The organism is Achromobacter denitrificans NBRC 15125, assembly GCF_001571365.1.
GTDB classification, from domain to species: Bacteria; Pseudomonadota; Gammaproteobacteria; order Burkholderiales; family Burkholderiaceae_B; genus Achromobacter; species Achromobacter denitrificans.
In genome coordinates this window covers 34892-52061 of the sequence record NZ_BCTQ01000023.1, presented here as the reverse complement: position 1 = coordinate 52061, position 17170 = coordinate 34892, and the positions used below count along the sequence as shown (strand labels likewise).

At 67.2% G+C, this 17170-nt stretch carries 17 protein-coding genes; 5 read left to right on the top strand and 12 right to left on the bottom strand.

All coding sequences use genetic code 11. The features are described from left to right. Window positions 1-54: 54 nt before the first annotated feature. From nhaA to ADE01S_RS19175, 5 genes are all read right to left on the bottom strand, one after another. Entirely contained in the window at window positions 55-1275 is a 1221-nt protein-coding gene (gene nhaA / locus ADE01S_RS19195) for a Na+/H+ antiporter NhaA (protein WP_062683325.1), read from the bottom strand. Window positions 1276-1594: 319 nt separating this feature from the next. Continuing rightward, entirely contained in the window at window positions 1595-2059 is a 465-nt protein-coding gene (locus ADE01S_RS19190) for an HIT family protein (protein ID WP_062683324.1), read from the bottom strand. Beyond that, window positions 2056-2505 (bottom strand): GNAT family N-acetyltransferase, encoded by a 450-nt coding sequence (locus ADE01S_RS19185; RefSeq protein ID WP_062683323.1) that lies wholly within the window; start codon window positions 2503-2505, stop codon window positions 2056-2058. Before ADE01S_RS19185 ends, ADE01S_RS19190 begins: the two co-directional genes overlap by 4 nt. 23 nt (window positions 2506-2528) lie before the next feature. Further along, complete coding sequence (gene pap, locus ADE01S_RS19180; RefSeq protein WP_062683322.1) at window positions 2529-3995, bottom strand: polyphosphate:AMP phosphotransferase; 1467 nt, start codon at window positions 3993-3995, stop codon at window positions 2529-2531. Window positions 3996-4090: 95 nt separating this feature from the next. Further along, window positions 4091-4954, bottom strand: coding sequence for an MBL fold metallo-hydrolase (locus tag ADE01S_RS19175; protein WP_062683321.1), 864 nt, complete (start codon window positions 4952-4954; stop codon window positions 4091-4093). 124 nt (window positions 4955-5078) lie between these two features. On the opposite strand from ADE01S_RS19175, the gene ADE01S_RS19170 reads away from it, so the two are divergent. From ADE01S_RS19170 to ADE01S_RS19150, 5 genes are read left to right on the top strand one after another with little or no spacing between them, the layout of a single operon-like run. Continuing rightward, window positions 5079-5414, top strand: a complete 336-nt coding sequence (locus ADE01S_RS19170; protein ID WP_062683320.1) for an ArsR/SmtB family transcription factor — start codon at window positions 5079-5081, stop codon at window positions 5412-5414. Continuing rightward, window positions 5411-5842, top strand: coding sequence for a YeeE/YedE family protein (locus ADE01S_RS19165; protein ID WP_062683319.1), 432 nt, complete (start codon window positions 5411-5413; stop codon window positions 5840-5842). The genes ADE01S_RS19170 and ADE01S_RS19165 overlap by 4 nt, the downstream gene beginning before the upstream one ends. Before the next feature lies 1 nt (window position 5843). Next, on the top strand, window positions 5844-6263 hold the full coding sequence (locus tag ADE01S_RS19160; protein WP_062683318.1) for a YeeE/YedE family protein: 420 nt from the start codon (window positions 5844-5846) through the stop codon (window positions 6261-6263). A gap of 19 nt (window positions 6264-6282) precedes the next feature. Then, complete coding sequence (locus ADE01S_RS19155; protein WP_062683317.1) at window positions 6283-7518, top strand: NAD(P)/FAD-dependent oxidoreductase; 1236 nt, start codon at window positions 6283-6285, stop codon at window positions 7516-7518. A 10-nt stretch (window positions 7519-7528) separates the two neighbouring features. Then, a complete protein-coding gene (locus ADE01S_RS19150) occupies window positions 7529-8356 on the top strand; it encodes a sulfite exporter TauE/SafE family protein (RefSeq protein ID WP_062683316.1) in 828 nt (275 codons plus the stop codon). 19 nt (window positions 8357-8375) lie between these two features. Here ADE01S_RS19150 and ADE01S_RS19145 read toward each other — a convergent pair whose 3' ends face one another. The 7 genes from ADE01S_RS19145 to ADE01S_RS19115 all read right to left on the bottom strand — a co-directional run bounded on the left by ADE01S_RS19145 (window position 8376) and on the right by ADE01S_RS19115 (window position 17021). Next, a complete protein-coding gene (locus ADE01S_RS19145) occupies window positions 8376-9644 on the bottom strand; it encodes a phenylacetate--CoA ligase family protein (RefSeq protein ID WP_062683315.1) in 1269 nt (422 codons plus the stop codon). Window positions 9645-9726: 82 nt separating this feature from the next. Beyond that, a complete protein-coding gene (locus tag ADE01S_RS19140; protein WP_062683314.1) occupies window positions 9727-10566 on the bottom strand; it encodes an ABC transporter ATP-binding protein in 840 nt (279 codons plus the stop codon). A gap of 153 nt (window positions 10567-10719) precedes the next feature. Next, entirely contained in the window at window positions 10720-12057 is a 1338-nt protein-coding gene (locus ADE01S_RS19135; protein ID WP_082775850.1) for an ABC transporter substrate-binding protein, read from the bottom strand. Between the two features lie 168 nt (window positions 12058-12225). After that, window positions 12226-13290 carry a branched-chain amino acid ABC transporter permease gene (locus tag ADE01S_RS19130; RefSeq protein ID WP_062683313.1) on the bottom strand — a complete coding sequence of 355 codons (1065 nt, stop codon included), beginning with the start codon at window positions 13288-13290 and terminating at the stop codon, window positions 12226-12228. A gap of 10 nt (window positions 13291-13300) precedes the next feature. Beyond that, the gene (locus ADE01S_RS19125) at window positions 13301-14230 is read right to left on the bottom strand and encodes a branched-chain amino acid ABC transporter permease (RefSeq protein WP_062683312.1); all 930 of its coding nucleotides are present in this window, start codon (window positions 14228-14230) and stop codon (window positions 13301-13303) included. Between the two features lie 11 nt (window positions 14231-14241). Next, entirely contained in the window at window positions 14242-15039 is a 798-nt protein-coding gene (locus ADE01S_RS19120) for an ABC transporter ATP-binding protein (RefSeq protein ID WP_062683311.1), read from the bottom strand. A gap of 5 nt (window positions 15040-15044) precedes the next feature. Next, window positions 15045-17021, bottom strand: a complete 1977-nt coding sequence (locus ADE01S_RS19115; RefSeq protein WP_062683310.1) for an AMP-dependent synthetase/ligase — start codon at window positions 17019-17021, stop codon at window positions 15045-15047. Window positions 17022-17170 lie beyond the last annotated feature (149 nt).

Here is a 17170-nt window from a genome sequence, read left to right as displayed (position 1 = left end):
CTCCTCGGGATCGTGGCGGCGTACCCCGCCTACTTTAGCGCCCGCGGAGCCCCTTCACGATTTTTCGGGGTGGCCGGCGGGCGCGCCGCAGGCGCGCAGCAGCACGAAACCGGTCACGGCCGACACCAGCGACCCCGTCAGGACGCCGATCTTGGTGGCGTCAACGGCGGCCGGGTCGGTGAAGGCGAGGGCGCCGATGAACAGGCTCATCGTGAAGCCGATGCCGCACAGCAGCGCGACGCCGTACAGCTGCGCGAAGGTGGCGTGCCGCGGCAGGCTGGCGATGCCGCTCTTGATGGCGAGCCAGGCAAAGCCGAACACGCCCAGTTGCTTGCCCAGGAACAGGCCCAGGGCCACGCCCAGCGGCACGGGCTGCGCCAGGCTGCCCAGGCCCAGGCCGGAGAAGGACACGCCCGCGTTGGCGAATCCGAACAGCGGAACGATCAGCAGGGCGACCGGCTTGTGCAAGGTGTGTTCCAGCGCATGCAGCGGCGAATGCGTGCCGGGATGGCCCTGGTTCTGCGGGCGCAGCGGGATGGCGAGCGCCAGCGCCACGCCGGCCAGCGTGGCATGCACGCCGGACTTCAGGACGAAATACCACAGCACTACGCCGATCAGCAGATAGGGCGCCAGGCGCAACACCCCCATGCGGTTCAGGCAGAACAGGCTGGCCAGCAGGGCGCCCGCCATCCCCAGGGCGAAGGTATTGAGCGTCGACGTATAGAACAGCGCGATGATGATGATGGCGCCCAGGTCGTCCAGGATCGCCAGCGCGGTGAGGAAGATCTTCAGCGACGTCGGCACGCGGCTGCCCAGCAGCGCCAGGATGCCCAGCGCGAACGCGATGTCGGTCGCGGCGGGGATGGCCCAGCCGCGCAGGGTGTCGGGGCTGCCGGCGTTGACCAGCACGTAGATGAGCGCCGGCAGCGCCATGCCGCCCACCGCGGCGATGCCGGGCAGGACGATGCGGGCGGCCCCGCGCAACTGCCCGTCGAGCACTTCGCGCTTGATCTCCAGCCCGACCAGCAGGAAGAACACCGCCATCAGGCCGTCGTTGATCCAGTGCAGGGCGGTTTCCTTGAGCACGATAGGGCCCGCCTGGAAGCCCAGCTTGGTTTCGAGCGCGCCGAAGTAATGGGGGGCGGCGGGGCTGTTGGCGACCACCAGCGCGATCAGGGCGGCCAGCATGAGGACGTAGCCGCCCAATGCTTCGGACCGCAGGAACGCTTGCAGGAACGAGGCGGATTTGGGCGGGGGCGTAGCCGGAAGAGTCACTGTCTTGGAGTCCTTGTCGACCGCGTGGGCCGCGTGCGGGCAAACCTGAATTTTATCTGAATGACGCGGCGCTGCCCGTTTTACTTCGGCGAACCTCGTCTATTTATCGGGGAAAATGCGCGATTCGAAACAACTCGCGTCAGGTGGAACCCACGCGGGGATGGCGGCGGTCTCCGACGTCCGTCCCTGAACGGGCGGGTCGGGTAGAACGATGGCGGGGCTTGAGCGGACCCGCCGGGTGCAGCGAGGCCGACCGGAAGGGCGCACGGACCGGATAGCGCTGACCTGCGCCCCGGCACTGCCCGCCCAGGCCGTGGATTCAGTGCCAGAGCAGGGCGTTCATTCCCTCGACCAGGCGGTCGCGGTAGCGCGGCAGCAGGGCCTGCACCCGGGCCTGCCGTTCCTTCCATTCCGCGGATTCCGCGCCCGCCGCCACCCGCGGCGGCGCCCAGATGGCATCGGGGAAGTGGCGGTCGCCGCGCCAGCGCGGAATGACGTGCCAATGCAGGTGCGGGACCATGTTGCCCAGCGACGCCAGGTTGATCTTGTCGGGCGCCAGGATGGATTGCTGCGCCTCTTCGACGACGTACACGGCCCGCATCAGCAGGTCGCGCCCATGGGTGGACAGGCTGGTCATTTCGGCCAGGTGGCCGTTCCAGACCACCCGCGTGAAGCCCGGGTAGTCCGGGTCGCTTACCTCGATGATGCGCAGGTGCGGCCCCCGCCACAGCAGCGTGCCGCCGTCTTCCTGGCACAGCGGGCAGTTGGGGTCGCGCGCGCTCACGGCATCACCTTGCGGTACTGGATGAAGCCGGAGCGGTCTGCGATGCGGTCGTACAGCTGGATGGCGGTGGCATTGGTTTCGTGGGTCAGCCAGTACACGCGCGCGCAGTTGGCCGCGGCGGCCTGCTCGTAGACGTGTTCGATCAGCTTGCGCCCGGCGCCGGTGCCGCGCACGTCCGGGGCCACGTACAGGTCCTGCAGGTAGCAGTAGTCGCCGGCGGTCCAGGTGGAACGATGGAAAATCCAGTGCACCAGGCCGATGGCCCGGCCGCTGTCGTAGGCCAGCGCGGCATGCATGGGTTCATTGCCGTCCAGGAAACGCGACCAGGTGTTGCGCGTGACGGCGTCGTCGATGTCGACGCGGTAGAAGTCCTGGTAGCCCTTCCACAGCGGCAGCCAGGCTTCGAAGTCGGCGGCGACGATCGGACGGATTTCAACGGTACTCATGGCTTGCGGCCTCCCGGGGCGGTTCAATGTTGGTTTTCCATGGCTTCGACGATGTGCCGCAGCACCTGCACCCGAGCGTACCGCTTGTCGTTGGCAGATACCAGATGCCAGGGCGCGTGGGCGACGTCGGTCCGGGCCAGCATTTCGTTGGCGGCGGCCGCGTAGTCTTTCCACTTGTCGCGGTTGCGCCAGTCCTCCTCGGTGATCTTGAAGTTCTTGAAGGGCGATTTTTCGCGTTCCTTGAACCGTTCCAGCTGCACCTCGGGCGTTACCGCCAGCCAGAATTTCAGCACCATCGCGCCGCTTGCGACCAGCTGTTCCTCGAAGTCGTTGATTTCGGCGTACGCCCGCCGCCAGGTAGCGGGCGCCGCCAGTTTTTCGACGCGTTCGACCAGCACGCGGCCGTACCAGGAGCGGTCGAAGATGGCGATGCGTCCGTGGCGCGGCACCTGGCGCCAGAACCGCCACAGGTAGGGTCGCGCGAGCGCTTCGCTGTTGGGGGCGGCCACGGGGGTGATGTCGAACTGGCGGGCGTCCAGCGCGTGCGTCACGCGCCGGATGGCGCCGCCCTTGCCGGCCGCGTCCTGGCCTTCGAACACCAGCACCAGCGAGCGGTCCTGGAATTTCCGGGCGCGCGCCGCGCGCGCCAGCCTGCCTTGCAGCAGGCCCAGTTCCGAGTCGTAGTCGCTCTTCTCGATCTTGGCGTCGTAGTCGAGCTGGCCGAGGCGGTCGGCGACGCGCGCGGGCCGCGAATGGGCCACGAAGGAGGGCGAGATGCGGGGCACGCCGCGCTGGCGCATGGCGGCCAGGACGGCCTCGGCCGTGCGGGCGGAACGCATGTTCTCGTCGGCGCTGGGGATCACGACCCAGGGCGCGTGGCCGCTGTCGGTATGGTTCAGCACCGTTTGTCCGGCGGCGCGGATGCGGTCGTATTTCTTGTAGACCTTCAGGTCGATCGGGCTGACCTGCCAGGAGGTCTCGGGGCTGGCCAGCAGGCGTTCGGCGCGCGCCTTCTGGGCGTCGGCCGACAGGTGGAACCAGAGCTTGATGATCTGCACCCCTTCGGCGGCCAGCATGGACTCGAAGCGCCGGATGGTGGAGGCCTGCGCCTCGATGCTGTCATGGTTGGGCTTCTTCCGCGTGGCTTCGTAGATCAGCGACGCGTACCAGGAACCGAACACGATGCCGGTGCTGCCCTTGGGCGGGAGGTCCTTCCAATAGCGCCACAGCGGCGGGCGCTCCAGTTCTTCGCCTTCGCGGGGGCCGTAGGCCAGGGTCTTGATGTGGCGAGGGTCCATCCACTCGTTGAGCAGATTGACCGTGGCGCCCTTGCCGGCGCCGTCGATCCCCGCCACGACCACCAGCAGCGTCTTGTTCGCGTTGGCCAGCCGCTGGTACTGCGCGTTCAGCAGGGCGACGCGCAGCCGTGCCTCCAGCGGTTTGAATTCTTCCTTGGACAGGCTGGGGTCGGCTTCGGCTTCGGCAAACATGGAGGGATCCGTCGGGTCGGCAATTCTGCGATCGGACGATCTTGCGGGATAAGCCTGGGGCGCGCAAGCCCGGACGCGTCAGGCCCCCGCGGGATTCACAAGGCGTCGACGGGAATCTTGAGGTAGCGAACGCCGTTGTCCTCGGCGGGCGGAAAGTGCCCGGCGCGGATGTTCACCTGGATGGCCGGCAGGATGAGGGTGGGCATCGAGAGCGTCGCGTCGCGGCGGGTGCGCATGGCGACGAAATCGTCTTCGCCGATGCCTTCGCGCACGTGGATGTTGGCGCGGCGCTGTTCGGCCACCGTGGTCTGCCAGGAGGCGTCGCGGCCGCTGGGCGGGTAGTCGTGGCACATGTACAGCCGGGTGCCGGCGGGCAGGCTCAGCAGGCGCTGGATCGAGCGGTATAGCTGGTGGGCGTCGCCGCCGGGGAAGTCGCAGCGCGCGGTGCCCACGTCCGGCATGAACAGCGTGTCGCCCACGAAGGCGGCGTCGCCGATCAGGTAGGCCATGTCGGCCGGCGTATGCCCCGGCACGTGGATGGCCTGCGCCGTCAGCTCGCCGATGCGGAAGGTTTCGCCGTCGGCGAACAGGTGGCCGAACTGCGAGCCGTCCAGCTGGAACTCCGGCTCCAGGTTGAAGATCTTCTTGAACACGCCCTGCACGGTCTGGATGCTCTGGCCGATGGCGATAACGCCGCCCAACTGCCGCTGCAGGTAGGGCGCGGCCGAGAGGTGATCGGCGTGCGCATGGGTTTCCAGCAGCCATTCGGTTTTCAGGCCGCGCTGGCGCACGTAGTCGGCCACGCGGTCGGCGCTGGCGGTGCTGCTGCGGCCCGACTTGGGGTCGTAGTCCAGGACCGAATCGATGATGGCGCAGGCGCCGCCCGGCGCGGCCTCGTGGACCACGTAGGTGATGGTGGCGGTGACGGGATCGAAAAAGCCTTGGATCTGGGGGGACATGGACGCTCGCCTGGCAGCGTTTCGCTGCATGGTCAAAACAATATATCTTTTTCAATAATATTGTTGAATATTCTATTGGTCAATATAATGATCAAACTCTCCAAGGCCGATTGATGCTCATCAAATGAACGAAGTCCTGACCGAGTGCGAGGTCGCCGTCCTGCGCGAATCCGCCTCCCAGGCCTGCGCCCTGCTCAAGGCGCTGGCCAACGAAGACCGCCTGCTGCTGCTTTGCCAGCTGGTGCAGAACGAGCGCAATGTAGGCGAACTCGAAGCCCTCACCGGCATCCGCCAGCCCACCCTGTCCCAGCAATTGGGCGTGCTGCGCGATGAAGGGCTGGTGGCGACGCGGCGCGAAGGCAAGTACGTCTACTACCAGATGGCCAGCTTCGAGGTCAGCCAGGTCATGAAGACGTTATCCAGTTTGTACTGCGGCCGCGCCATGGAGTCACTCAAATGAATCTGGACTGGTCCGCCTTCACTCCCGTGTCGTCGGCCCTGGGCGGCTTGCTCATCGGCGCCGCGGCCGTGCTGCTGATGGGCGGCGCCGGCCGCATCGCCGGTATCAGCGGCATCCTCGGCGGCTTGTTGACGCCTGAGCGCGGGGGCGCGTGGCGGCTGGCCTTTCTGCTGGGCCTGTTCGCCTCGCCCTGGCTGTACCGCCTCGGCGCGGCGCTGCCGGCCATCACGGTCGAAGCCGGCACGGGCCGCCTGATCGTGGCGGGCCTGCTGGTCGGCCTGGGCACGCGCTACGCCTCGGGCTGCACCAGCGGCCACGGTGTGTGCGGCGTCTCGCGCGGTTCTCCGCGGTCGCTGGCGGCGACGGCATTGTTCATGGCCGCCGGCTTCGCCGTGGTCTACGTCATGCGCCATCTGGCGGGAGGCTGACATGAACGCCCTGTTCGCTTTCGTGTCGGGACTGGTCTTCGGGCTGGGCCTGATCGTCTCCGGCATGGCCAATCCCGCCAAGGTGCTGGGTTTCCTGGATCTTGCCGGCGCCTGGGATCCGTCGCTCGCCTTCGTGATGGGGGGCGCGGTGCTGATCACGGCGATCGGCTTCGCCGTATTGCGCCGCTTCCGGGCCAGCCTGTCGGGCGAGCCGATGCATTGGCCCACGGCCACCCGGATCGACCGGCGCCTGGCGGTGGGCAGCCTGGTTTTCGGCGCCGGCTGGGGGCTGGCCGGCTTCTGTCCGGGGCCCGCGCTGGTGGCGGCGTCGGCCGGCGTGCGCGAAGCACTGGTGTTCGTGGCCGCCATGCTTGCCGGCATGGCGATATTTTCAATCCTGCAGAAAATCAGAAGCCGGTAGACCGGCAGCGGAGACAAGCATGCCCATGGCACAAGGCCAACGCGATTTCGACGTGGTGGTGGTGGGCGGCGGGGCGGCAGGCATCGGCGTGACCGCCAGCCTGTTGCGTCGGCGTCCGGACCTGCGCATCGCGGTCGTGGAACCCAGCGACAAGCACTATTACCAGCCCGCCTGGACCCTGGTCGGCGGCGGCGCCTTCGACGTGAGCAAGACCATGCGCCCGACCCGCGCCGTCATGCCGCGGCGCGCCACGTGGCTGCAGGCCGCGGCCGCCGGCTTCGAGCCCGAGGCCGATCGCGTCCTGCTGGCGGACGGCCGCGCCGTGACCTACGAGCAATTGATCGTCTGCCCGGGGCTGCGCCTCGCGTGGGAGCAGGTGGACGGCCTGGCCGAGACGCTCGGCCAGCACGGCGTCACCTCCAATTACCGCTACGACCTCGCGCCCTACACCTGGGAGCTGGCGCGGGGCTTGAAAGGCGGCCGCGCGCTGTTCACGCAGCCGGCCATGCCCATCAAGTGCGCCGGCGCGCCGCAGAAGGCGATGTACCTTGCCTGCGACCATTGGCGCCGAGCGGGCGTGCTGGACCGCATCGAGGTGGAATTCGACCTCGCCGGCGCGGCGCTCTTCGGGGTGCCGACTTTCGTGCCGCCGCTGATGCGCTACGTGGAAAGCTACGGAATCGCGCTGGCCTTCAACTCGGCGCTCGTGGCCGTGGACGGCGCGGCGCGCAAGGCCTGGTTCGACGTGAAAGGCCCGGACGGCGCGGTCGCGCGCGTGGAAAAGCCCTTCGATATGCTGCATGCGGTGCCGCCCCAGGTGCCCCACGCATTCCTGAAGAACAGCTCGCTGGCGGACGCCGCCGGCTGGTGCGAGGTCGATCCGGCCACGCTGCGCCACGTCCGCCATGGCAATGTGTTCGGCCTGGGCGACGGCATCAGCACGACCAACGCCAAGACGGCCGCGGCGGCGCGCAAGCAGATCGTCACGGTCGCCGAGAACCTGCTGGCGCTGCGCGAAGGCCACGCCATGCCGGTGACCTACGACGGCTACGGATCCTGCCCGCTGACGGTCGAGCGCGGCCGCATCGTGCTGGCCGAGTTCGGCTACGGCGGCAAGCTGTTGCCGACCTTTCCTCTGGATCCGACGGTGCCGCGCAAGAGCGCCTGGTTCCTCAAGGCCAGGATGCTGCCGTGGATCTACTGGAACGGCATGCTGAAGGGCCGCGAATGGCTTGCCCGCCCGCTGGGCAACTGAGCGCGCGCCCATGATCGCCACGGTATGGGCGGCCAGCGCCGCGTTGGGAGGATGCGTCGGCCTCATCCTCGGGCTGACCGGGGCGGGAGGCGCCATCATGGCCGTGCCCCTGCTGGTTTTCGGGCTGCATTTGCAGGTGGCGCAGGCCGCTCCCATCGCCCTGCTCGCGGTCGGGCTGTCCGCCGCGCTGGGGGCCGCGCTGGGCCTGCGCAAGGGCCTGGTCCGCTATCGGGCGGCGGGGTTCATGGCCGTCACCGGCATCATCGTGTCGCCATTGGGCCTGTGGGCCGCGCGCCGGCTGCCCAACGCGCCGCTGGCCATCATCTTCGCCGGCGTGCTGGGCCTGGTCGCATGGCGGATGTGGAACCAGGGCGCCCGGCCCGCGGCCGCCGCGCAGGCGCGGCGCGTGCCGCCCTGCCAGCTCAACGCCAGCACCGGCCGGCTGCGCTGGACGGCTCCTTGCGCCCGCGCCTTGACCGGCACCGGCGCGATCGCGGGCTTCCTGTCGGGCTTGTTGGGCGTGGGCGGCGGCTTCGTCATCGTGCCGGCGCTGCGCCGCTCGACCGACCTGCCGATGCAGGCCATCGTGGGCACCTCGCTGGCCGTGATCGCGCTGGTATCGGCCAGCGGCGTCGCGGCCGCGGCGGCGGGCGGCCATCTGGACTGGGGGATCGCGGCGCCGTTCACGGCTTCCGCGGTGCTGGGCATGCTGGCCGGCCGGGCGGTCGCCGATCGGTTCGCGCCGCGCCGCCTGCAGCAGTGTTTCGCGCTGTTCGCGGCGGCGGTGGCCGTGGCGATGCTGGCAAAAGGCGCGATGGCGCTGATCGCGGCCGCGTGACTCTGCGCGGCCGCGTCGTTCACTCGTAGGTGCGCACGTCGTCGATGACCTTGCCGTCGTTCGGCAGGCTGCCGGCGTCCACCCATTCCACGTCGCTGCGCAGCTTGGTGACGTCGCGCACCGATTCCGCGATGCGCTTGCCGAGTTCCTCGCTGCGCGATTGCGATTCCACCTTGAGCACCATGCGGTCCGACCCGGTGTTGCCGCTGATCACCAGGCGCGCCCGCAGGATTTCGGGGTGGCGGCGCGCCACGTCGGCGACCTGCGACGGGTGCACGAACATGCCGCGCACCTTGGTGGTCTGGTCCGCGCGCCCCATCCAGCCCTTGATGCGGGTGTTGGTGCGCCCGCAGGGCGAGAGTCCGGGCATGACGGCCGACAGGTCGCCGGTGCCGAACCGCACCAGCGGGTAGTCGGGGTTCAGGGTGGTGACCACGACTTCGCCGACCTCGCCGTCGGGCACGGGCTCGCCGGTGCCGGGGCGGACGATCTCGACGATGATGTCCTCGCCCAGCACCAGGCCTTCGCGGGCAGGCGTTTCGAAGGCCACCATGCCGAGATCGGCGCTGCCATAGGCCTGGTAGCCCTCGATGCCGCGCGCGGCGAGCCAGTCGCGCAGCGACGGCGGGAATGCCTCGCCGGACACCAGCGCGCGGCGCAGCGAATCCAGCTTCACGCCCAGCTCGTCGGCTTTCTCCAGAATGATCTTGAGGAAGCTCGGCGTGCCGGTGTAGCCGGTGGGCGCGAGATCCTGGATGGCGCGCACCTGCTGCTCGGTCTGCCCGGTGCCGCCCGGGAACACGGTGCAGCCCACCGCGTGGGCGGCGGTTTCCATCATCGAGCCGGCGGGCGTGAAATGATAGGAAAAGCAGTTGTAGGCCAGCTCGCCGGCGCGAAAGCCCGCCGCGTGCAGGGCGCGGGCGAAACGCCAGTAGTCGGCGCGCGCGCTTTCCGGCTCATAGATCGGGCCCGGCGAGGCGAAGACGCGCATCGCTTCGCCCCAGCCGATCGCGGAGAATCCGCCGAAGGCCTTGCGCGGCCCCGCGGGCACGGCGGCATCGTCGCGGCTGTGCTGCTGCCGCTCCAGCAGTTCGTGCTTGCGCAGCACGGGCAGGCGCGCCAGGGCCTCGCGCGACGTGATGGTTGCGGGGTCGATGCCGCGCAATTGCTCGGCGATGGCCGGCGCCCGGGCAATCGCGCGGGCGATCGCGCCGGGCAGGGCGGCCATCAGGTCGCGCTCGCGCTGCTCGGGCGCGCGGGTTTCCAGAACATCGAAAAACTCGGACATGGGATCGCACCCTCTCGTGTGCCGTACTGCGGTGTCGTTGCCGGCGGCGGGCCGGACCGCGCCGGCTTCGCCGCTCCAGGAATCAGGCCAGCCAGCGCTTGCGGCGGCGGTAGAACTTGTTGTCGCGGAAACTCTTGCGTTCGCCGCTGGAAATGCCGAGGTAGAACTCCTTTACGTCTTCGTTTTCGGCGAGGTCCGAGGCCGCGCCGTCCATCATCACGCGCCCGTTTTCCAGGATGTAGCCGTAGTCGGCGTAGCGCAGCGCGATGTTGGTGTTCTGCTCCGCCAGCAGGAAGCTGACGCGTTCGCGCTGGTTTAGGTCGCGCACGATCTCGAAGATCTCCTCGACGATCTGCGGCGCCAGCCCCATGGACGGCTCGTCCAGCAGGATCATGTTGGGATTGGCCATCAGCGCGCGGCCGATCGCGGTCATCTGTTGCTCGCCGCCCGAGGTGTAGCCGGCCTGGCTGGCCCGGCGCTGCTTCAGGCGGGGGAAATACTGGTAGACCCGTTCCAGCGCCGCCGCGGTATCGCCGCGGCTCATGCTGCGCGTATAGGCGCCGGTCAGCAGGTTTTCCTCGATGGTCAGGTGCGCGAAGCAGTGGCGGCCTTCCATGACCTGCACGACGCCGCGCTTGACCAGCTCGGCCGGCGACAGCTTTTCGATGCGCTGGTCGCGGTATTGGATATAGCCCTTGGTGACGTCGCCGCGTTCGCCCTTGAGCAGGTTCGAGATGGCGCGCAGCGTCGTGGTCTTGCCCGCGCCGTTGGCGCCCAGCAGGGCCACGATCCGGCCTTCCGGCACTTGCAGGGACACGCCCTTGAGCACGAGGATCACGTGGTTGTAGATCACCTCGATGCCGTTCACGTCGAGCAGCACCTTGGGCGCGTCCGTGGCGGTGGCAGTATTGGCGGTATTCATGATCGTTCCTGCTGCGTGGTGGCGACCGGCCCGGTGTGGGCCAGCCTCCGGTTCATATCTGCTATCGGCGGTACATCCTCGCGCTCCCCCCCGCATGCAATCGGCGCCCCCTGGGGGGGAGCGCCAAAGGCGCTGCGGGGGGCAACTCACCCTCTACTTGCAATCACGCGGGGTGATGTTCTTTTCCTTGGCGTACTTGGCCGCGCCTTCCTTGACCATGGGGTCGAGGATGGTCTTGTCCGACTGGTACCAGTCGGAGACGACCTTGAACTTCGAACCGTCCCACTGCACGATGCGGGCCCAGTCGTCGCCCTTGTGGTTGTCGCAAGAGGTCTTGACCGGACGCATGATCTGGCCGAAGCCCAGCTTGTCCAGCTTCTCCTGCGTCAGGTCCAGGTTCTCGAAGCCCCAGCGCACCTGCTCCGGCGTCAGCGCCTTGCCCTTGCCGAACTTCTCCTGCGCGGTGCGGATCGCTTCCACCTGCAGCATCGAGATCATCATGCCGCGGGTATGGGCGATGGTGCCCAGCGTCGTCTTGCCGGTCTTGTCCGCGCCCTGGCCCTTGTCGTAGACGAACTTCTTCAGGTCGTCGTAGACCTTGTCGTGCTCGGCGCCGCTGTTGTGGATGGTGATGGCGTTGTAGCCCTTGGCGACATCGCCCAGGTCCTTGACGTCGCCTTCGGAGCCGGCCCACCAGATGGCGTACATCTTGTCGCGCGGATAGCCGCTGGCCTGCGCTTCGCGGATCGCGGTGGGCGTCATGATGCCGGCGCTCCACAGCAGCACGTAGGCCGGGCGCGCCTGGCGGATCTGCAGCCAGGTGGACTTCTGTTCCACGCCGGGCGCGGTCACGGGGTAGAGCACCAGCTCGAAGCCTTCCTTGGCCGCGCGCTTCTGCAGCAGCGGGATCGGTTCCTTGCCATACGGCGAGTCGTGGTAGACCAGGGCGATCTTCTTGCCCTTGAGCTTGTCCATGCCGCCTTCTTTCTTGGCGATGTCCTGGATCATCACGTCGGCCGCGGTCCAGTAGGTGCCCAGCAGCGGGAAGTTCCATTCGAATACGCTGCCGTCGACCGATTGCGACAGGCCGTAGCCCATCGTCTCGACCGGCACCTTGTCGACCATGGCCTTGTCGCTGACCGCGAAGGTGATGCCGGTGGACTGGGTGTCGAAGCCCGATGCGCCGGTGCCCTTGCCCTTCAGGCGTTCATAGCATTCCACGCCGCGGTCGGTGGCATAGGCGGTTTCGCATTCCTCGTACGTGATCTTGACGCCGTTGACGCCGCCATCGCGCTCGTTGACCAGCTTCAGGTAGTCCAGCTTGCCGTCGGCCCAGGGAATGCCCAGGGGGGCGAAGGATCCGGTGCGGTACACCAGCAACGGAACGAACTGCTCTTCGGCCGCCATTGCCGGCGTGGCCACGGCGCCGACGGCGCCGGCTGCGGCCACCAGGGCTGCCGCCAACTTCAGGTTAAGACGCTTCATCTCCATTTACCTCCTGCGTGGTGTTTGGGTCCATAAACCCTGGGACACCGGGATTGGCCCGGTCTTGAGCCGGGTATTCAGGATGCCGGCCGCGAAGTTTTGCCGCGCGGCAGACGATGATCGGTACGACGTAACGCAACTCCGGTACTGAACCTGCTTCGGCGGGGCCCGCCCCTAGTGGGGGAAGGGCCAGATCCGCAGCTTTTCCTTGCCGATGCTCCACAGCCTGGCCAGGCCGTGCGGCTCGGCGATCAGGAAGAACACGATCAGCGCGCCGAACACCATGTGCTCCACGTGCGCCGCCGTGTCCACGGACAGCGGCAGCCCCAGCATGTGCGGGATGTTGGTGAGCGCCACCGGCACCAGCACGATGAAGGCCGCGCCGAAGAAGCTGCCGATGATCGAGCCCAGCCCGCCGATGATCACCATGAACAGCAGCTGGAACGAGCGCGACAGGTCGAACGCCAGCGGCTCCCAGGAGCCCAGGTGGATGTAGCCCCACAAGGCGCCGGCCACGCCGACGATGAACGAGCTGACCGCGAACGCCGTGAGCTTGGCGTACATGGGGCGGATGCCGATGACGGAGGCCGCCACGTCCATGTCGCGGATGGCCATCCACTGGCGGCCGATCGCGCCGCGCACCAGGTTCTTGGCCAGCAGGCTGAACACCACCACCAGGATCAGCACGAACAGGTATTTCTCCATCGCGCTCTGGACGGGCAGGCCGAAGGCGGTCAGCGGCGGCACCGACACGTTGCCGGACGAGGAGTAGTTGGTGAAGAAGGGGATGCGCAGGAACGCCCAGTCCACGAAGAACTGCGCGGCCAGCGTGGCCACCGCCAGGTACAGGCCCCGGATGCGCAGGCTGGGTATGCCGAAGATCACGCCGACGATGGTGGCGAAGAATCCGCCCAGCAGGATCTGCGCGATCAGCGGCATGCCGGGAAAGCGCACCCCGAAGTTCCAGGCCGCATAGGCGCCGACCGCCATGAAGGCGCCCGTGCCCAGCGAGATCTGGCCGCAATAGCCCACCAGGATGTTCAGGCCCACGGCGGCAAGCGCCAGGATCAGGAACGGGATCAGGATGGCGCGCAGCAGGTAGTCGCTGGCCAGCGCCGGGATGGCGATGAACGCCACCGCCAGCAGCAGCCAGATGAAGATGCGGTCCTGGCGGATCGGGAAGATCTGCTGGTCAGCGCGATAGCTGGTCTTGAATTGGCCGTTTTCGCGATAGAACATGTTTTATTCCTCAGACCCGGTCGATGATCTTCTCGCCGAACAGCCCTTGCGGACGGAACAGCAGGAACACCAGCGCCAGCACATAGGCGAACCAGATTTCGATACCGCCGCCCACGAGCGACCCCAGGTAGACCTCGGACAGCTTCTCTCCGACGCCGATGATCAGGCCGCCCAGGATGGCGCCCGGCACCGAGGTCAGGCCGCCCAGGATCACCACCGGCAGCGCCCGCAGGGCCGCGGTGGACAGCGTGAACTGCACGCCGAACTTCGATCCCCAGATGATCCCCGCCACCAGCGCCACCAGGCCCGCCACGCTCCAGACGATGACCCAGATGCGGTTGAGCGGGATGCCGATGGACTGCGCCGCCTGGTGGTCGTCGGCCACCGCGCGCAGGGCGCGGCCGGTCGAGGTGTACTGGAAGAAGAGCGCCAGGGCCGCCACCAGCAGCGCGGCGATCACGGCCGCCGTCAGGTCCTCAAGGTTGATCAGGAGCCCGCCCTCGAAGACGGAGTCCAGGATCATCAGCGGATCCTTGGGCATGCCGACATTGATGGAATACACCGAGCTGCCGAACGTGATCTGGCCCAGGCCGTCCAGGAAGTAGCTGATGCCCAGCGTGGCCATCAGCAGGGTGGTGGCCTCCTGGTTGACCAGGTGGCGCAGCACGAAGCGCTCGATGGCGACCGCCAGCAGGAACATCACGGCCGCGCTGACGATGAACGCCAGCACGTTGGCCAGGATCATGTTTTCGAAGCCGAACCAGCGCGGCAGCCATTCGGAGAAGCGCGCCATGGACAGCGCGGCCACCAGCACCATCGCGCCCTGCGCGAAGTTGAAGACGCCGGATGCCTTGAAGATCAGCACGAAGCCCAGGCCGATCAGGGCATACAGCATGCCGCTCATCAGGCCGCCGAATAAGGTCTCTAGAAAAAATCCCATGTCTGTCCGCCTTAGTGCGACACGCCTAGATAGGCTTTTACGACGTCTTCATTCGCGCGGACTTCGTCCGGCTTGCCGTCGCCGATCTTCTTGCCGTAGTCCAGCACCACCACGCGGTCGGAAATATCCATGACCACGCCCATGTCGTGCTCGATGAGCACGATGGTGGTTCCGAATTCATCGTTCACGTCGAGGATGAAGCGGCTCATGTCTTGCTTCTCTTCGATGTTCATGCCCGCCATCGGCTCGTCCAGCAGCAGCAGGCGCGGCTCCATCGCCAGGGCGCGGCCCAGGTCCACGCGCTTTTGCAGGCCGTAGGGCAGGCGGCCGACCGGCGTCTTGCGATAGGCCTGGATTTCGAGGAAGTCGACGATGTTCTCGACGAACTCGCGATGCTGGATTTCTTCGCGCTCGGCGCGGCCCAGGCGGAAGGCCTGCGCCAGCAGCCCGCACTTCATGCGCAGGTTGCGGCCGGTCATGATGTTGTCCAGCACGCTCATGCCCTTGAACAGCGCCAGGTTCTGGAAGGTGCGCGCGATGCCCATCTCGGCGGCGCGGCGGGGGTTCATGCGCGAGAAGTGCTCGCCCCGGAACGCGATGGCGCCTTCCTGGGGCGTATAGACGCCGTTGATGACGTTGAGCATCGAGCTCTTGCCCGCGCCGTTGGGGCCGATGATGGCGCGGATCTCGTGCTCTCGCACGTTGAAGGAAATGTTCGTCAGCGCCTTGACGCCGCCGAAGGACAGCGAAATGTTCTGCATGTCCAGCATGACGTCGCCGATACGCTGGTCGCGGTCGTTGTGGCTCATGGTCTTTACGCGGCTCGGGCGGTGATGGCGGGGAACGTCTTCACCGGGCGGATCTTCAGGTCCGCCGAGATCTTGCCGGTGCGTCCGTCTTCGAATTTCACTTCGGTCTCGATGAATTGCGATGGCTTGCCGCTGTAGAGCGCGTCGATCAGCACACCGTACTTCTGCGCAATGAAGGCGCGGCGCACCTTGCGCGTGCGGGTCAGCTCGTCGTCGTCGGGATCGAGTTCCTTGTGCAGGATCAGGAAGCGGCTGATCTGCGAGGCCGAGAGCTTGGGATCGGTGGCCAGGTCCGCGTTCACCTGCTCGACGCATTCCGCGATCAGCTGGTAGACCTCGTCCTTGGACGCCAGGTCGGTATAGCCCGCGTAGGGCATGCCGCGGCGCTCGGCCCAGTTGCCCACCGCTTCCAGATCGATGTTGATGAAGGCGCAGACGTCGTCGCGGTCGGCGCCGAAGGCGACGGCCTCCTTGATGTGCTGGAAGAACTTGAGCTTGTTCTCGATGTACTTCGGCGCGAACAGGCTGCCGTTGGCGAGCTTGCCCACGTCCTTGGCGCGGTCGATGATCTTCAGCTGGCCGTCGGTGTCGAGATAGCCCGCGTCGCCCGTGTGGAACCAGCCGTCGGCGCTGCGCGCCTCGGCCGTGGCCTCGGGGTTGCGGTAGTACTCCTTGAACAGGCCGGGGCTCTTCACCAGGATCTCGCCGTTTTCCGCCACGCGGATCTCCACGCCGTCCACCGGGGGGCCGACGGTGTCGTCGCGCACCTGGCCGTCAGGCTGCACGCAGACGAACACCGAGGTTTCGGTGGAACCGTAGAGCTGCTTCAGATTGATGCCGATCGAGCGGTAGAACACGAACAGGTCGGGCCCGATGGCTTCGCCCGCGGTGTACGCCACGCGCACGCGGCTCATGCCCAGCGCATTGCGCAGCGGGCCGTAGATCAGCGCGTTGCCCAGCGCATAGCGCAGGCGGTCCCAGGCGTTGACGGATTCGCCGTCGAGGATCCTGGTGCCGACGCGGCGCGCCAGCTTCATGCAGCTGGCGAACAGCTTGCGCTTGATGAAGCCGGCATCTTCCATGCGGATCATCACGTGCGTGAGCAGGCCTTCCAGCACGCGCGGCGGCGCGAAATAATAGGTGGGGCCGATGTCCCGCATGTCGATCGACACGGTGTCGGGCGACTCGGGATGGTTCACGGTGAAGCCGGTGACCAGCAGCTGCGTGTACGAGAACATGTTCTGGCCGATCCACGCGGGCGGCAGGTAGGCCAGCACGTCTTCCTGGTCGGTCAGCTTTTCGAGTTCGGACACGGCGCGCGCGCGGTCGATCAGCGCATGGTGCGTGAGCACCACGCCCTTGGGCTTGCCGGTGGTGCCGGACGTGTAGAACATGGCGGCCGGGTCTTGCGGCTGCACGGCGGCGATGGCGGCATCCAGGAAGCCGGGATGCTGCGCGGCGTACTCGGCGCCCAGCGACTCCAGGCTTTCATAGGACATCAGCATCGCGTCGGTGTAATGCCGCAGGCCGCGAGGATCGTCGAACACCACGCGCTTGAGCGCGGGACATTGCTCGCTGATCTCCAGCATCTTGTCGACCTGTTCCTGGTCTTCGACGATGGCCACGCTGATCTCGGCGTCCTGCAGGACGTAGACCATTTCCTGGGCGACCGCGTCCTGGTAGAGCGGAACGGGAATCGCGCCCAGCGATTGGGCGGCCATCATGGCCATGTACAGGCGGGGACGGTTCTCGCCGACGACGGCCACGTGCATGCCGGGGCGGATGCCCAATGCGGCCAGCCCATGGGCGACGTGCCGGACATGCTCCGCCACTTCGGACCACGTAAGGGTTTGCCAGATCCCCAGATCTTTCTCGCGTATCGCGGGCCGCGACCCACGAACCTTGGCATGCGTGAACAGCAGCGCCGGAAAGGTGTCCGACGCCGCCGGCATCCGTGCGGATGCGGGCGGTGTATGTGCCACGTTGTCTCCTCCGGTTTGGGCGCATCGGGCCAGGAGTCCGCGCGGGCGGCGGTGGCGATGAGGTGCTTGACCAGTTGGTTTTAGATTTACGGCAGGAGTTAAGGTATAAGGTTGGGTTGCTACCAACTGTCACCATCGCGACATTCAAG

Bases quoted from the DNA above. Each gene is read 5' to 3' on its own strand.
- ADE01S_RS19185 (WP_062683323.1), bottom strand. From the start codon at position 2,505: ATGAGTACCGTTGAAATCCGTCCGATCGTCGCCGCCGACTTCGAAGCC.
- pap (WP_062683322.1), bottom strand. From the start codon at position 3,995: ATGTTTGCCGAAGCCGAAGCCGACCCCAGCCTGTCCAAGGAAGAATTC.
- ADE01S_RS19175 (WP_062683321.1), bottom strand. From the start codon at position 4,954: ATGTCCCCCCAGATCCAAGGCTTTTTCGATCCCGTCACCGCCACCATC.
- ADE01S_RS19170 (WP_062683320.1), top strand. From the start codon at position 5,079: ATGAACGAAGTCCTGACCGAGTGCGAGGTCGCCGTCCTGCGCGAATCC.
- ADE01S_RS19165 (WP_062683319.1), top strand. From the start codon at position 5,411: ATGAATCTGGACTGGTCCGCCTTCACTCCCGTGTCGTCGGCCCTGGGC.
- ADE01S_RS19160 (WP_062683318.1), top strand. From the start codon at position 5,844: ATGAACGCCCTGTTCGCTTTCGTGTCGGGACTGGTCTTCGGGCTGGGC.
- ADE01S_RS19155 (WP_062683317.1), top strand. From the start codon at position 6,283: ATGCCCATGGCACAAGGCCAACGCGATTTCGACGTGGTGGTGGTGGGC.
- ADE01S_RS19150 (WP_062683316.1), top strand. From the start codon at position 7,529: ATGATCGCCACGGTATGGGCGGCCAGCGCCGCGTTGGGAGGATGCGTC.
- ADE01S_RS19145 (WP_062683315.1), bottom strand. From the start codon at position 9,644: ATGTCCGAGTTTTTCGATGTTCTGGAAACCCGCGCGCCCGAGCAGCGC.
- ADE01S_RS19140 (WP_062683314.1), bottom strand. From the start codon at position 10,566: ATGAATACCGCCAATACTGCCACCGCCACGGACGCGCCCAAGGTGCTG.
- ADE01S_RS19135 (WP_082775850.1), bottom strand. From the start codon at position 12,057: ATGGAGATGAAGCGTCTTAACCTGAAGTTGGCGGCAGCCCTGGTGGCC.
- ADE01S_RS19130 (WP_062683313.1), bottom strand. From the start codon at position 13,290: ATGTTCTATCGCGAAAACGGCCAATTCAAGACCAGCTATCGCGCTGAC.
- ADE01S_RS19125 (WP_062683312.1), bottom strand. From the start codon at position 14,230: ATGGGATTTTTTCTAGAGACCTTATTCGGCGGCCTGATGAGCGGCATG.
- ADE01S_RS19120 (WP_062683311.1), bottom strand. From the start codon at position 15,039: ATGAGCCACAACGACCGCGACCAGCGTATCGGCGACGTCATGCTGGAC.